A 14,963-nucleotide genomic window follows, 5' to 3' on the forward strand; every position below is an offset into this window, starting at 1 on the left:
GAAGAGGACTTCAGATTTCTGGTCTCGTTCGTGTTGTCACCATTGTCATCTTCAATGAGTTGATACTCGACACCGATGTCAACCCCGCGTCCAAGGGCATAACCGCCTCCAAACTGCAGGAAGGAGTTTTGCTCGTCCCCCAGGGGGGTGTAGGTGACACCGTCAAACTTCATGCCCCCTTCCGCTGTTGCTTCCAGATAGGCCACACCGGCACTCCACGGACCGCTATTCCAGGCAACACCGGCGCTCCATGCATTTACCTCACGATCACTGGTTTCCAGTGTGTTTTCTATGTTATCGCCGGAGTAATAAGAACCGCCAAAGGTGAGTGTTCTCCATTTAAACGAACCGCCGATAGCCCAGTTAGAAGGGTCGTCTTCCACACCGACAACATTCGTGGTGCCACTTTCCCAACCGGCGCTCAGGGCAATTTCAGTATCCCTGTAGTTGCGGATCACATAGTTGACAGAAAGGTCAATGATGTCCTCTACGTCTTTTGAACCCGGTCCTCCTTCTGCTTGCAGACCAAAGCCGTTGGGCAACCCGTTTTTGTCATCGTTGCTTGGCGTATAGGAAGCACCCAACTGGAACCCGCCCACGCGGGGTGTAAAGTAGGTCAGTTTGATGGCCTCACCGGACATTTGTGCGTATGTGTTGGTGCGCACGCTGGTCCGGGACATGTTGTAAAAATTAGGTGAATCCACACCATTGCCCGGGACAAACCACGGAGCCGAATAGTGCATCTGATAAGATGCGCCCTCTTTAGCGCCTATAAGGATGCGTCCGAATCCACCACTTAGATACATGTAATGATCTTCAATGAAGTCATTGGCGTCCTCTTCACCGAAGGCTTCAATGCGAACCCGTCCGCCGACCCGCAGGCCATTTTCAAGGACAGCATCGGCGTCAACGACAATACGGCCAAAGCCCAGTTTCGCCTGTGTCTGGGAATATTCGTCTACTCTCTCTGTTGCTTCTTCTGTCTGGATCCTATAAAGGGTGTTGGCAGCAGTCCCTGTAGGGAGACCACCCCAACTGACTGGCTCGGTATCTGTCGCATCCCTGTCATTGACACAGCGCCCGAAATTATCTGACATAGGATCGCCCACCGGCAAGAAAGTCTCCGTATTCATCGTATTCATTAGGTGGTCGCATGTTGCGGCCTGTATCAGGACAGCCGGGGTCTCCTGGCCCAGATTATGGGGGTGCGACGCATTAGCGGCATTCCAGTCAAAATTTGCGGGAGAAGACCGCAGGCCGTATTTGGCGGGTGCATCTATTACATTATCATCTGTATCTGCGACATAGAAGCCACCGTTCATATTACCGCTGACTTTAACGGACAATTCTGCCGCCACACCCGGTGCCGCGATTAAACCCGCAGTTGCCAGCGCCGTACTGCCCAAAAGCATCTTTCTCATAGTTTGCCCTTCCCTATTATGACTTAAGTCATGACTCGTCAGTTTTTATAACTTTTCAGGTTAGTTAAGGCGAACCATACATAATGCCGTAAAAAAGAGCAAGCGCCTGCGGAGCATCGGCACGATGCCAAAAAACCGCCCTTTTGTCAGCCTTTCGGCCCCGTCGTAGATGCTATTGAATCACCTGTGGCCCCGCTGAAAGCGCACCTGCGCCTAATTTAGTGAGCCGGTGAACCTGATTCGAGGAGCCAACTACTCCCTCTCTCCCGTGTATTTCCGTCGCTGTCGTAACATACATCGCCGACACATGTATCAAGCCAATCTCCGGCATAAGCGGGAGCGGGTGTAAAAACGGCAGGGGCGCTAAAAGCGAATGCCATGGCGATGGCAAATGACAGTGTTGTTAAAGATCTCATTATATTGTTTCCTTAGTTTTGGGTCAGGGTTTTGGTCAGGTCATACCGAAATGAACCGATAGTCTATTATGTTACCGCATAATTCCATAGCCCCCTACCAAATACGGGTCACGTTATCGTGTACAAAATCACGGGGATTGTATACTTAAGTGCCCGAAATAACGACCCTGTAGAACTTAAGCAGCGCCTTGCGGAGCACCGGCGGTGAGCCGGGTAACGCCTTTGTGAACCGGCTTGATGTGATATTATTTGTTCTGGATAGTATGACAGACTACGGGTTACCGGCAAAGAATCGGCACGAACAACAGGAGTAAGAACATGAAAACTTTAACAACACCTTTAACAACATTTTCACTGGCACTTGTGATGGCTTTCGCTTTTAGCGGGCCGGTCGCTTTTACATCCACTCCCGCCCAAGCCGGTGATTGGTGGAATATGACTGATACTTCACCCGGACCAACTGATGAGTGGGAAAGAAGAGAACTGCTTGGTGACATGGCATCCGGTTTGATTACTCCCGCTTATGCCGGTGATGAAATTGACTGTTTTTTCAACCAGGACCACAGTTCGTGTTTTGGTGAAGATGGCCAACGAAAAAGCTGGGAGTGGTTACTTCTCGAGTTGGAAACGGAATAATCAAACAACACCTTGTGGGGCACCGGCGGTAAGCCGGGTATAAAAAATCCCGCCTCAGTCTGCGCGTTTGCGGGAAACGTTTTTTGGGCTAATCTCTACCCAATGCTTTTATATGCTAAAACACTTACCGGCATCGGGGTTCAAGTCGCTTTTTTCGCCGCTCTGATGTTATTGCCCATTGGCACGACCGACTGGCCGGCGGCAATAATCTGGCTGACAGTTTATGCTCTGTTGTCTGTTGTGTTGGGCACTTATCTTGTGATTGCCCGTCCCGCTGCAGTAGAGGCACGTATGCGTGCGGGCCGGGGGGATCAAACGCCTGTCGACCGGCTGGCTTTCGCGATTATGCTTGTGTCTTTGATGTTGCCGTTCAGCGTGGCCGCGCTTGATGTCTCTTTCTGGAAACTTTTACCGATGCCGGGCGCTTTGATGCAGGTCATTGGCATGGCTCTCTTTATTGCCGGCTATCTGATTATTTTTCTGTCCGTGTTGCATAATGAATTCGCCGCGCTGACCGTGCATATCCAGAAAGAGGAAGGGCATGTGCTGGCTGACAGTGGCGTTTATGGCTATATGCGCCACCCGATGTATGCAGGTTTTCTGGTTTTTACGCTGGGCACGACATTATGGCTGGCGAGCTATGCCGCGACTGCATTGGCTGCGATAATGCTGATTGCCAGCACCATCTACCGCATTGGTATTGAAGAGGCGACGCTGAAGGAAAAACTGCCCGGCTATGATGACTATATGAAAAGGGTTAAGACGCGTTTTCTGCCTTTTATTTACTGAGAGTCAGAGGTGAACTCCTGTGCTCACCGAAGGGTTAAATCTGCCGGTGGCCGTTTGCGGGCCGGCCAGTTTGGCGTATACTCCCCTTATTAGCGAAGGGACTTATAGACATTCGTAAACAGATTGGCACACCATCAGCCTGTTGCCGTCTCGCGGGCGAGCACCTGACACCGCAGGAGTAGCCGGCGCATGCCCGGGTCCAACTCCGACCGCTTATGCAGGCAGCGCCGGTTATCCCATATAATCACGTCACCCGGTTCCCATTTTTGTTCGACAATATAATGTTCAGGCGCAGCGTGATGCCAGAGATCGTCAAGAAGTGCTTCGCTGTCTTCAAGGGAAAGTCCCGGAATATAAGACCACTCACGGCGGCCAAGATAGAGACAGTCTTCGCCCGTTTCCTCATGTGTGCGAACAATCGGGTGAATGGCCCCCGGTGCCTCCCGAGGATCATCAAAGGGCTCATAACCCGGCCGTAATCTGCCGTCGCTGGAATGAGCCGCATTGTGCTTTATGGTGAGGTCGGCGATGCGCTCTTTCAACTGATCGGGGAGGAGCTCATAGGCCGCTTTTTGGTCGCTGAAATATGTGTCGCCGCCTTCGGACGGAATTTCAACCCCCAAGAGTACGCTCGCAGGCGGAGGTGTCTCAATATAGGTCATGTCCGAATGCCAAACGAGTTCACCTGTGCCCAGCGCACCGATGGGCTTGCCATTGACAATGATGTTGGAGATGGACGTGACATATAAATTGTCCAGTTTTGCCTGTTGTTCTTTGCTTAATTTACCAAAAGGAATTTTCTCAAGCGGCCCGAAACGCTGGCTGAAAGCCTGCAGGCCATCCTTGTCAAGTTTTTGTCCGTGAAAGCGAAGAACGCCATAATCGAGCCAGGCCCGGTAAATCATCTCAAAATCTTCGTCGCTAATCGTTGCCAGATTAACATTTCTCAAATCAGCCCCGAAGCCGTTACAGATTGGCTGAATTTCAATCATTTTATTCTCCCTATCAGGACTTTGCTTCTTGAGACAGGCGCATGGCTTTCGCCGCCGGTTGTTCGATGACATTACCGTCTCTATCTATGGCCTCCGAACCCGTGTTTGCCTCAACAACCCAGCGGGGTGCAATGGTACGAGCATAGACGGCCAATTCCTTATCATTGATAAACAGATCAAAGTATTCTTTCATCGCCGCACCGAAAGTGGTCTCGCCATACATATAGGACTGGACCTGACCGGGCGCATAATCGCCGGGCTGTGCACTGATGGCCTCGCTATACCATGCCTTTGCATCTTCTACACCATGTTTGAAGTCGCGATAATCCGGCAGGGGCCGGTCGCGGTAGTCAAGCCAGTCGCCGATCATATCCAGTATATCTTCAATGGTAAAACCGGAAAGACCTACAGTGGTCCGCCCTCTCCGGCGTCTGCTCATTTCATACCAGGGCTGAAGCAACAGGCGTTCATTGGCCAACCGTTCACGCCATGTTTTTGCCGCCACGTCGGGTTGGACAAAATTGACCGGACAGAAGTCCGGGCTTTCCAGACCCATCGGCGGCAGGTCTTCGGGATAATCCTCCAATACAGGACCTGACCGGCGGTTGAGCAAATCCAGACCGGCCTCAATAACTCGCCGCTGGAAAGCGGCGTCATTGGGTTTGCCCAGAGGATAGCCAAGCGGAAAAGGCACGGCGAGAATGCGGGGAGGTTGCAAAGCCTCTGCATTTTCGCGCACCAGAGCAAGACCCGTTGTCATGATGCCTTCGCTCTCAAGATAGTAACCAATGGCGCAGGTGCTGCGGGTACAATTGGGACAGACAGGCGTGATGAAAACCGCATCAACACCATCATTTTTCAAATGTCCGGCCAAAGCACGCACGGACGTTTCATAAGCGTCCGGCATCAGGCCACCGCCCATAAAACTATAGTGAACCGTCGCCAAGCCGCCGATCTTACCGTCGTCAAGCAGTTCGCGAAACCGGTCAAGCGGAAACACAACATTGACGTCTTGCTGAAAGCCACTGCGATCATAGTTGACGGAGACATGCGACATGATGAGATCGTTTGTATCCTGATCACCCGGAATGGTCCGGTAGGACGCATCGGCCCCTTCGTATTTCGCATCACCGCGAAAATGCAGGCCGGCGGTCGTGATAAGCGCAAATTTCATCCCGCCCAGCGATCCGGCCGGTGCCACCCATTGCGGAGGGCCCAGCGGCGGCAGCTGCTTCATCAACAAATGATTGCGATCATGCTCGGACAGGTCGCCCAGTTTCACCATGTCCTACCCTCCCGGAGTTGCCTCGGGGGAAAGTGGCAATGATGGCTTTTCTTTGGGAAACTCTTTCGCCAGAGCCTTACCGCACAGAAAAAAGTGGTAAGCGGCCCAGAGGCTCAGGCACGTTGTCACCGCCAGAGCAATCCGCAGAGAATAATCACCATAGGAGGGTTCCAGATAATCGCTTATCGCCCCGATCATAAGGGGACCTGTGCTCATACCAACCAGATTGAGTGCCAGCATTTTCAGTGACGAAGCGGTTGCGCGCATGCGTAGAGGTGAGATTGTCTGAATCAAAGCCATGATCGGGCCCAGATAGAACATCGATACGAATATCGGCAAAACATAAAGGGCAATAGACAATTCAAGCGGGTCAAGAAGATAGGCAGCAACGGCAAGCGGAAGGACGATTACCTTTGATGCGGCAATCATCCATACGCCATACTGGAAGCCCTTTCGCGAGAGACGATCGACCAGTTTGCCACCGGTATAGGCACCCGCCGCGCCAACCACGCCGAAGATGCCAGCCAGAACCAGACCGGCCTCCGACTGTGTCAGATCATGAACCCGTATATAAAAAGTAGGCACCCAGGATGTCATTCCATAAGTTACGGTGCCGGCGATCGTCGAACCGATGAGTAACTGTCTATAAGACGGGATATTCCAGAGTGCCCTGATCGAATCCAACAGCGAGGGCTGCTCTTCTTTCTCGGGGTCGGCCATATTGTTAATCAGTTTGTCAAAATATCCCCGCTGAGGCTCTTTCAGTTTGAACCAGATGACGATAGCGAGGAATAAGCCCGGCAAGGCAACTGCGATCAGAGCGGCACGCCATCCATACTCCTCGGCGATCATGCCACCGACAACGAAGCCAAATATCATGCCGACATTGGCGCCGATTGACAAAATAGACATGGCTGAAGCGCGTTTTTTGGGCGGGTAGTAATCGCCCAAGATAGACTGACTGGCCGGGTTTACACCGGCCTCGCCAATGCCAACACCGATGCGCATGATGACGAGGACCAGAAAACTGGTCGCAAGACCGCAAAGGGCGGCGGTGATGGAAAAAATGACCAGCGAGGCAAAAACGATTTTCGATCTGTTTGCACGGTCGGCCATCCGGGCGATGGGCAGGCTGAGTGTGGCGTAAAATACGGCAAAAGAAAAACCGCCAAGGAAGCCCAATTGCGTATCCGTAAGCCCAAATTCTGCCTTAATCGGCTCGAACAGAACGGTCAGAATCATACGGTCAGCAATTGACAAGGCAAAGGCCAGAAACAACAGCAGAAGAGCCAGCCGATGCCCCGGTGCCGGCAAGATGCTATCGGAATCCGGCATACGTCCCGAAGAAATGTTTTGAGACATTTTGCTGCTCCCTGTTGCTCCTCTTATTTTATGCAATGCCGTTCCTCATCTGCTTCCAGAGATAATGTAAGGCGGTAGCCGCCGGGATGTAGTAAAGGAAAGGGAACTATATACAATGATCCGCAATAATTAGTGTGAGCCACCATGGATCTGTTTCCTGCCTTTGACATGAGGGGTTCCGGTCAGGTGAGGTCAGGCTTTTCAGGCAGAATGTTGGCGAGCATCTTGCGGCCGGTTTCCACACTGGCTTCAAAAACCTTATGCTGCATCATGGTTTCCGCATGTTTGACGATGCCGGGCCAGCGGCTCCTGTCGGGCAGGCCGGCGACCAGATCAAGGTTGCACAGCTGGGTCGCGACGGCAATATCCGCCAGAGAGAGGCGGCCGCCGACGAAGAAGTCCTGACCGTCAAGGGCACTCTCGAGATAGTCAAGCCGCGGCGGCAGTTTTTCATTGAAACCCTTACGCGCCGTCTCAAGGTCCGATTCCTTGCCCGCCATGAGCGGGAACAGGATCGGGCGGAAAATATTCATGCCGACGTTCATGGCGAGTTCGGTGTCGGCATATTCCTCCAGCCACGCGATGCGGCCCGTCTCAAAGGCGGTGCCACCGTAAAGACCCGATTCATGCTTGCGGTCGAGGAAGAGGCAAATCGCAGAAGAATCCGCAATGGTACCGGGAATGCCTTCTTCGCCGATGCTACGGTCCCGGAGGACGGGAATGCGCCTTGCCGGACTGATCTCAAGGAACCAGTCGGGCATGTCCATGATGTTGATGTTTTCAATTTCATAGTCCTGGCCCGTGCTTTTGAGCACGGCTTCGGCCTTGCGGACAAAGGGTGAGAGGGGGCTACCATAGAGGACATAGTTTGCCATCGGGTGATCTCCTTTTATCTGGTTTTGCTATCTAACTGTTTCTGCGCTTCAGTCCCATGCGTCCTGCGAGGGCCTTGTCCAGTCTGCGTGACGGCATAAGCCGGGGTATGGTCCAGAACGTGAACTTGTTCTTCATCACGGCGTAGCGGGTCTTTGGCGACGGGTTATTGAAGATCTGCAGAATCAGATCACCCACCACCGATGGCTCAAGCCCTTTCTTGCCTGTCTTTCCGGACGATTTGACGAACCGGTCCAGACTTTCGGCATACTCGGTCTGCCCGTACCGGCTGAAATCCAGTTCTTCCGTTTTGGCAAAGATCGGAGTTTTGACAGGCCCGGGCTCGACAACGACAACGTCGATACCGTGGGGTAAGAATTCCATCCGCATGGCGTCCGACATCGCCTCAACGGCAAACTTCGACATGGAATAGGGTGCCATGAAAGGCGTGGACAGTTTTCCGGACACCGAGCCGATATTGATGATCTTGCCCGGTGCGCCGGTGCGGTTGTCATCCGCACCGAGGAGGGGAAGGAACGCCTGTGTCACGCGGATGGGGCCATAGACATTGACGTCGAACTGTTTTCTGAGGTCATCAACCGGCACATAACGCAGCGGTGCTGCGACCGCGATGCCGGCGTTATTAACCAGCCCGTCGAGGGTTCTGCCGTCCAGCGCCTCGCTCACCTGAGCGGCGGCGGCTTTGACTCCGGCGTCATCGGTGACATCGAACAGGAGAGGTGTGAAGCCTGTGCCAAGAGCGTCTTTAGCTGCTTCTGCATCTTTTTCGTTCCGCACACTGCCAAAGACGTGCCAGCCGTCTTTGATCAGACGGTCCGAGGCCGCCCGTCCGATGCCGGTGGAAACGCCAGTTACAACCGCTGTTCTGGATTGACTCATGGTTTTGCTCCCTGTTGCGTTCTCTATTGCCGGGCCATGGCGGCCCGCACGCCCGCCTCGGCGGTTTCCTTCCTTTCCCTGCCGGTCGGGCGTTCCGGCAAGTCGAAGGTGACTTTATTGATGATACCCGGATAGGCGAAGGGTGGCCGGTAATCCCTGCACACCGGTGCTATGGCGCGGCCAATATCCATACCGGTACTTGAAAGCATGGCAAGAATCCGCGGTAGCATACCCTCCGCTTCAAGTTTTCCGTCAACCAGAAGACGAAGCGCTGCCCGACGCTCCGGCAGGCGTTCGACCTCGACCCTGACTTTTCTTTTCCCTGCCTCCAGTTGTGTGGCGGTGCTGATTTTTGTGTGGTCATGGAAACAATTGTAGTCGAAGTGGAGACGGCCATCCTTCAGAAAAAGGACAAAGCCGGAATTGATGGTGCCGCGATTGACCAGCACACCGTCGGCACCGGTCTCCGGGTGGCCGAGATCGAGTTCCATCGTCCACCCGCGGGCGGCGGGCGGACAAGCGTCAGCGACAATGTGAGAGACCGGCGGGTGGTAGACAAAGTGGTTGCGGGCGGCCGGCAGGCCGGGACGGCGCGAAGCCTGAAAGGCCTGGGCCAGGTTCCGGTCATCAAGCGGCAAGACGCCGTGGCGTTCCGCCTCCTCCCACCACAGGGCGATCATCTCTTTCAGTTTCTCCGGATGTTCTGCGGCCAGATTGTTGCATTCGGAGAAATCTTCATCGAGATGATAGAGTTCCCATGGATCATCATCCCACGAGGTGCCGGAGACATGGCGGGTGACGGCCTTCCAGCCATCTTTCCAGAGGCCGCGATGGCTCAGCATCTCGAAGTATTGCACGCTCCTTGAGGTTTTATCATTCCGGCCCGTTAGCGTCGCCGCCAGAGAGGCGCCATGGAGCGGCATCTGATCAACACCCTTGTAGGATTCGGGAGCCTTCGTTCCCGTCAGTTCAAGGATGGTCGGCATCACGTCAATAGCGTGGCAGAAGGTCCTGCTAATCCGTCCCGGACCGGTCAGCCCTTTCGGCCAGTGGACGATGAGCGGATCGCGCACACCGCCGCCATGGGTATTTTGCTTGTACCATTTGAGCGGCGTGTTACCGACCTGTGCCCAACCCCAGGGAATGTTGGAATGGCTTTCCGGTCCGCCGATGTCATCGAGGCGGGCAACGGCGGCATCAACATCCTCGAGCATACCGTTGAACCAGCGCATTTCATCAAAGACGCCGGTGGGTCCGCCCTCCTGACTGGCGCCGTTGTCGGAAAGCACCATGAAGACGGTGTTGTCCATCTCTCCGATTTCTTCAAGGAAAGACACCAAACGGCCGATCTGGGCGTCGGTATGATCCAGCTGCGCGGCAAAAGCTTCCTGCAGGCGGCAGGCGAATTTCCGTTCGTTCCCGCTCAACTCATCCCAGGCATTGACGCCGGGATTGCGGGGCGCGAGATTCGTGTCCTGAGGGATGATGCCAAGGCTCTTTTGCCTTTCAAACCATTCTTCCCGCACGACATCCCAGCCACGGTCAAATTTGCCACGGTATTTTTCAACATAGTCTCTGGGAGCCTGATGCGGCGAGTGGGTAGCACCGAAGGCGAGGTATAGGAAGAAGGGGCGTTCGGGTACCAGAGAAATCCGGTCGCGCAGGTAGCCGACGGAACGGTCAACAATATCTTCCGACACATGATAGCCGTCTTCGGGATAAGCAGGCGCTTCGATGTGGTGGTTGTCAACGGTCAACTCAGGATAAAACTGATCGGTCTCGCCCTGCATGAAACCATAAAAGCGGTCAAAGCCGCGCTGCAAAGGCCAGTTCCGGAACGGTCCGGCGGCGGAGCATTCCGCCATAGGTGTCAGATGCCATTTGCCGGCGGCACAGGTGCCGTAGCCGGCTTCGCGCAACACATCGGCGATAGTCGCGGCGGAGGGAGGCAGGTAGCCGCGCATGTTCGGATAGCCGGTATCCATGTTGGAAACACTTCTCATGCCGACGGCGTGGTGATTGCGTCCGGTCAGCAGGCAAGCACGTGTCGGCGAACAGAGGGCGGTGGTGTGGAAATTGACGTAGCGCACGCCGTTGCCCGCAAGACGGTCAATATTGGGCGTATCGATGTCCGAGCCGTAGCAGCCAAAGTGCGAGAATCCGGAGTCGTCAAGGACAATGAGAACGACATTGGGTTTGCCCGCCGAAATCTCCATTTGCGGCCACCAGGGCTCAGACTCATAAACGGTCTTTCCTATGCGTCCCTGAAAATCTTCTCCTGACGGGTGTTTCCGGTCCATTCATTCCTCCGGTTCGTTGGTGCGGTTTAGGGCCGCACGATTTCGTTGGTGCGGTTTAGGCCACACGATGCGCCATAAATTAATGTCTATCATTAAACATCAGGCCGTGGTAATAATCAACCCGGAGAAAAAACAGACAGATTTCAGCGGTGATTCCCTTGAACAATGTCAAAAGCAGACAGAAAGGAGCCCCGCGTCACTTGCGGAGTGAGGCGACCTCCCGGGCCATGATGCGGGCTGCGGAGAGGCTCTTTGCCAGAGACGGTCCGGAAAATGTAACGACGCGTGCGATTGTTGAAGCCTCAGGGCAAAAAAACGAGTCCGCCCTCCAGTACCATTTTGGAAGCCGTCAGGGTCTGATACGTGAGATTCACAACTATTGGGGTGAGAAGATTGCAAAAAAGCGAGCGGCAATCATCACGGAGATGAGCACCCCTGCACCCCTTCGGGATATTGTCGTGATGATGTTCACGCCGGGTTTTACTCTCGCGACCGAAGACCCGGATTACCGGTGTTATGTCAAAGCCTTCGGACAGGAAACCGTGCTGTCGGCACTTCCGGCCATTACCCGTGTACCGGCCCCCGAAGGAGCGAACCGGCTCGTCGAAGTATTGCGGAAGACCCTTCCTCACCTCAGCGACGACAATCTTAATCAGAGGATCGACTGGGCCATCCGGCTGGCGGCCATTTCAATGGCGCAACTGGCGAACCGGAAGAACGCCTTCAGGGGCGAAGAGGCAAGGCTCGCCTACCACCGGACTATTGATGCCATGGTTGGCATTCTGGGCGCGGACGTATCCGGAGAAACTCAGGAGCCGGAAAGACAGTAATTTTTACGACTATGCCGAAAAGGAGGCAAAAATGAAGAAAACCATTCTCATCACTCTGGCCGCGCTGCTTACCGGTGGCGCGCTTTTTGCGGGGTACATCACCCGGGACGGAGAAACCGTCACACCTACAGGTGCGGGGACGGTCGTGCTTGATGCCGGAACTTTCGAAGCGTTTCCCCTACCGGATTATGCGGCCAGGTTCGTGACGGACGACTACAAGAGCTACTTCGTCGAAGTGGACCCGGGGATCAAGGTGCATGTGCTTGAGGTGGGTCAGGGCTATCCGGTTCTCCTTCAGCATGGCAATCCGACCTCCGGTTTTCTTTACCGGAAGGTGGCCGCAGAACTGCCCCTTGACCGTGTCCGCCTGATTATGCCAACGCTGGTGGGACTCGGATTTTCCAGCAAGATCCCCGCAAGCGAACACAATCTCGACGACCATATGCGCCGGATCAATAGCGTGCTCACGCAGTTAGACCTGAAAGACGTCATCCTCGTCGGGCAGGACTGGGGCGGCCCCGCCGGTATGGGCGCGGTGGCCCTGTCACCCGGAATGCTCAAAGGGGCGGTCATCATGAACACCGGTCTCAACGCACCGAAAGAGGCAATGGACATTTCACGCATCCACGCCATCGTCAAAACGCCAGTTGTCGGAGAATTTATAATTGAAACCCTGAACTCGGCCTTTGACGGCATACCACGGGTGCAGGGAGACCCGGCATCCATACCCCCGGAAATTATCGAGCTCTACAAGCGGCCCGTTCTCGACAGCGGTAATAAAAAGGCACCGTTGGCGATGATGCGTATGGTCACCGACGGTCCGGATCATCCGAGTGCAGAGCGCATGCGGTTCATCGGGTCATACGTTCAGACACTGGATATTCCTGTGGAACTTATCTGGGGAATGAATGATCCCATTCTTGCCAAAGCCTTGCCCAATATGAAACAAAACTTCCCCGATGCGCATGTCACCGAAACCGAGGCGGGGCATTTTCTACAGGAGGAAGTACCGGCGGAGATTGCTGCTGCAATCCTGCGCGTACTGGATCAAATTGTGAATTAGGAAGAGACCGTTCATCCGGGTCTGTCACCCGGCAGGATCGGTGGGCGGGATGGCACGGGTGATGTGCGCCGGTTATGCTACGGGTTCCATAAACTCCAGCCTATTGCCAAACGGGTCATATACGTAGATCCGAATGTACCCATCGAGTGGCTCATCATCAACAATCCGGTATCCCTCTTCAGAGCAACGGCTTGCTAACTCACTGACATTATCAACCAGGAAAGCGATATGGGCCTTTCCGGCCGGTTGAAAATTCTTGTCTACACCCAGATGAATTCTGACGCGATCATCTTCGAACCATACTCCGCCACGTTTAGCCAGATCCGGCGGTTTTGGAACTTCCGGAACGCCGAGTAACTTGTGGTAAAATTTTCGCGCCTGATCTTCCTCCCCCGCGGGCATTGCCAATTGCACATGATCTATTCCCTGAATATTCATCATCAGACTCCTTCCCGATTATTGAAATAAGCTGCTTTATTTGCAAAAAGTCGGCAGGCGGCTTTTTGGCCTCCTGCGGCAGGTCCGGCGGGCGGGGTGGACACGGTGAAGATAGCACACAGTGTGCTATAAAAATGGGGAAAGTGGTTGACATATGGTGGACCCCTTTGTCAAATACGCCATAAGGGTTTGACAAAGGCCCAAAAATGACACGAAACACCGCCATGACCGCCTTAAAACCAAAAAAAGATGATGATTCAAAAACCGGAGTGTTTTCCAAAATCGGAAATGCTCTTGCCGTCGTGTTGCGCCTCGACAGGGTGAACTCAAACGCTCAGAAATATTTGTCAAAACATGGCGCAAGCGAGCCGGCTGAGGCCAGAGCACCGGCTGTTATTGACCAGGACGGCGTTGATCCCGGTACTAACGACCCTGAGATTGCCGAACAAATGGCGGCGATGGAGGTTGTTATGCGTGACAAGCGTAATCTACTCAAAAGGCTGGCTGATACATAAAAACCAGCCGAATAAATAATTATGACTGAACCGAAATGGATTCGGCTTGAGGGTGTTCTTCTGGCCCACCGCAAGCTGATTGCCGAACAGGATGGCACAGGTGGTGTCCGCGATGAAGGATTGCTCGACTCAGCTCTGACAAAGCCCGAAAATTTGTACCATTACAGCGAACCTAAGCCCACTATGGCTGAACTTGCGGCGGCCTATGCTTTTGGTATTGTCCGCAACCATCCCTTTGTTGATGGCAACAAACGAACCGCTGTTACGGTATATGGCGGCTTTCTGATACTCAATAGGGTGGAGTTGCAAGCACCGGAAGACGAAGAATATCAAACCTTCCTAAAACTGGCATCCGGTGAACTGACGGAGAAGGAATTAGCACTTTGGATTTCTTCTCACTGTCAGCAATAAGTGGCAATTGAGTCAGCAGTATGGGATTCGCGTCCAACCTACCGAAACCCGTCCGCTCCTGTCAATTCCTCAAGCCTAGCAAATGATTCACCGGATCATTTGCCTGAACGGCTTGAGACCGGCAGAATGCTGTCTCCTTTTATTTTATATGATTTTTTCGGAAGACAGAGCACCTGCGGTGAGGACGTACGGAGCGAACCATCAGGTTCATGCTGCAGGTCTTCTCACAAAGACCTGTCTACCTGGACCTTGCAAATCCCCTTACAAATGATTTGTCCGCTTGGACCGGCAGGTCTGGCGGGCGGGGTGGACTATGCAATACCGTCCTTGACGGTATTGAGCCGTTCGAACTCACAGACACAAAGCGGAAGTGACAATGAGGCTTTAGAGGCCGCCGGGACCACGGCACTCACCGCCACACAACCGGTCAGCCGCTTCGCTTTCTGTCCATGCAGTTATTATAGTTTGTGCCAATCCAACTAGATTCCGTGCTAACCCAACTTTCACCAAAACAGTCCAGACCATCGCCGGCATGAGCGGGTGCGCCAAAAGCGAAGGCCATAAAAAGGGCCACAGATAGTGTTGCTAAAATCTTCATGAGTTTGTTCCTCTTTTCTAAAGTTTCCTGATATATCAGGTGCTGGCATTTCCAGACGTACCGGCCACCGGCCGGATACCCCGTCAGACCGGAGAAAACGCGGGAGCACCTGTTTTCTCTTACCGGTCTGACCC

The 14,963-nt window shown here is 53.9% G+C and carries 16 protein-coding genes; 6 read left to right on the top strand and 10 right to left on the bottom strand.

Annotation, left to right across the window (positions count from 1 at the left end; translation table 11 throughout):
- Both V6Z81_09275 and V6Z81_09280 read right to left on the bottom strand, forming a co-directional pair.
- Window positions 1–1,421, bottom strand: a 1,421-nt coding sequence (locus V6Z81_09275) for a porin (protein ID MEG9862653.1), incomplete at its 3' end; no start/stop codon positions are given.
- 218 nt (window positions 1,422–1,639) lie between these two features.
- The gene (locus V6Z81_09280) at window positions 1,640–1,837 is read right to left on the bottom strand and encodes a hypothetical protein (GenBank protein MEG9862654.1); all 198 of its coding nucleotides are present in this window, start codon (window positions 1,835–1,837) and stop codon (window positions 1,640–1,642) included.
- A 318-nt stretch (window positions 1,838–2,155) separates the two neighbouring features.
- On the opposite strand from V6Z81_09280, the gene V6Z81_09285 reads away from it, so the two are divergent.
- Together V6Z81_09285 and V6Z81_09290 are read left to right on the top strand one after the other, a co-directional pair.
- Window positions 2,156–2,473 carry a hypothetical protein gene (locus V6Z81_09285; protein MEG9862655.1) on the top strand — a complete coding sequence of 106 codons (318 nt, stop codon included), beginning with the start codon at window positions 2,156–2,158 and terminating at the stop codon, window positions 2,471–2,473.
- Between the two features lie 102 nt (window positions 2,474–2,575).
- Window positions 2,576–3,262: an isoprenylcysteine carboxylmethyltransferase family protein gene (locus tag V6Z81_09290; protein MEG9862656.1), complete on the top strand. Its 687-nt coding sequence runs from the start codon at window positions 2,576–2,578 to the stop codon at window positions 3,260–3,262.
- A 134-nt stretch (window positions 3,263–3,396) separates the two neighbouring features.
- Here V6Z81_09290 and V6Z81_09295 read toward each other — a convergent pair whose 3' ends face one another.
- The 6 genes from V6Z81_09295 to V6Z81_09320 all read right to left on the bottom strand — a co-directional run bounded on the left by V6Z81_09295 (window position 3,397) and on the right by V6Z81_09320 (window position 10,974).
- Entirely contained in the window at window positions 3,397–4,254 is an 858-nt protein-coding gene (locus tag V6Z81_09295; protein MEG9862657.1) for a TauD/TfdA family dioxygenase, read from the bottom strand.
- A gap of 13 nt (window positions 4,255–4,267) precedes the next feature.
- Window positions 4,268–5,539, bottom strand: a complete 1,272-nt coding sequence (locus V6Z81_09300; GenBank protein ID MEG9862658.1) for a glycine/sarcosine/betaine reductase selenoprotein B family protein — start codon at window positions 5,537–5,539, stop codon at window positions 4,268–4,270.
- 3 nt (window positions 5,540–5,542) lie between these two features.
- Window positions 5,543–6,901 carry an MFS transporter gene (locus tag V6Z81_09305; GenBank protein ID MEG9862659.1) on the bottom strand — a complete coding sequence of 453 codons (1,359 nt, stop codon included), beginning with the start codon at window positions 6,899–6,901 and terminating at the stop codon, window positions 5,543–5,545.
- 182 nt (window positions 6,902–7,083) lie between these two features.
- Complete coding sequence (locus V6Z81_09310) at window positions 7,084–7,776, bottom strand: glutathione S-transferase family protein (GenBank protein ID MEG9862660.1); 693 nt, start codon at window positions 7,774–7,776, stop codon at window positions 7,084–7,086.
- A 31-nt stretch (window positions 7,777–7,807) separates the two neighbouring features.
- Window positions 7,808–8,674 carry an SDR family oxidoreductase gene (locus V6Z81_09315; GenBank protein ID MEG9862661.1) on the bottom strand — a complete coding sequence of 289 codons (867 nt, stop codon included), beginning with the start codon at window positions 8,672–8,674 and terminating at the stop codon, window positions 7,808–7,810.
- 23 nt (window positions 8,675–8,697) lie between these two features.
- A complete protein-coding gene (locus V6Z81_09320; GenBank protein MEG9862662.1) occupies window positions 8,698–10,974 on the bottom strand; it encodes an arylsulfatase in 2,277 nt (758 codons plus the stop codon).
- A 227-nt stretch (window positions 10,975–11,201) separates the two neighbouring features.
- Between V6Z81_09320 and V6Z81_09325 the strand changes: the two genes are divergently transcribed.
- Together V6Z81_09325 and V6Z81_09330 are read left to right on the top strand one after the other, a co-directional pair.
- Complete coding sequence (locus V6Z81_09325; protein MEG9862663.1) at window positions 11,202–11,804, top strand: helix-turn-helix domain-containing protein; 603 nt, start codon at window positions 11,202–11,204, stop codon at window positions 11,802–11,804.
- 31 nt (window positions 11,805–11,835) lie between these two features.
- A complete protein-coding gene (locus tag V6Z81_09330) occupies window positions 11,836–12,867 on the top strand; it encodes an alpha/beta fold hydrolase (GenBank protein MEG9862664.1) in 1,032 nt (343 codons plus the stop codon).
- Between the two features lie 72 nt (window positions 12,868–12,939).
- On the opposite strand, the gene V6Z81_09335 is transcribed toward V6Z81_09330, so the two are convergent.
- A complete protein-coding gene (locus V6Z81_09335) occupies window positions 12,940–13,308 on the bottom strand; it encodes a VOC family protein (protein ID MEG9862665.1) in 369 nt (122 codons plus the stop codon).
- A 203-nt stretch (window positions 13,309–13,511) separates the two neighbouring features.
- Here V6Z81_09335 and V6Z81_09340 point away from each other — a divergent pair, with 203 nt between their 5' ends.
- Entirely contained in the window at window positions 13,512–13,820 is a 309-nt protein-coding gene (locus V6Z81_09340; protein MEG9862666.1) for a hypothetical protein, read from the top strand.
- A gap of 21 nt (window positions 13,821–13,841) precedes the next feature.
- Window positions 13,842–14,231, top strand: a complete 390-nt coding sequence (locus V6Z81_09345) for a type II toxin-antitoxin system death-on-curing family toxin (GenBank protein MEG9862667.1) — start codon at window positions 13,842–13,844, stop codon at window positions 14,229–14,231.
- Between the two features lie 427 nt (window positions 14,232–14,658).
- Here V6Z81_09345 and V6Z81_09350 read toward each other — a convergent pair.
- A partial coding sequence (locus V6Z81_09350; GenBank protein ID MEG9862668.1) for a hypothetical protein occupies window positions 14,659–14,963 on the bottom strand: 305 nt, incomplete at its 5' end.

This window comes from Parvularculales bacterium (assembly GCA_036881865.1).
In the GTDB taxonomy this organism is placed as follows: domain Bacteria; phylum Pseudomonadota; class Alphaproteobacteria; order JAPOUT01; family JBAJNM01; genus JBAJNM01.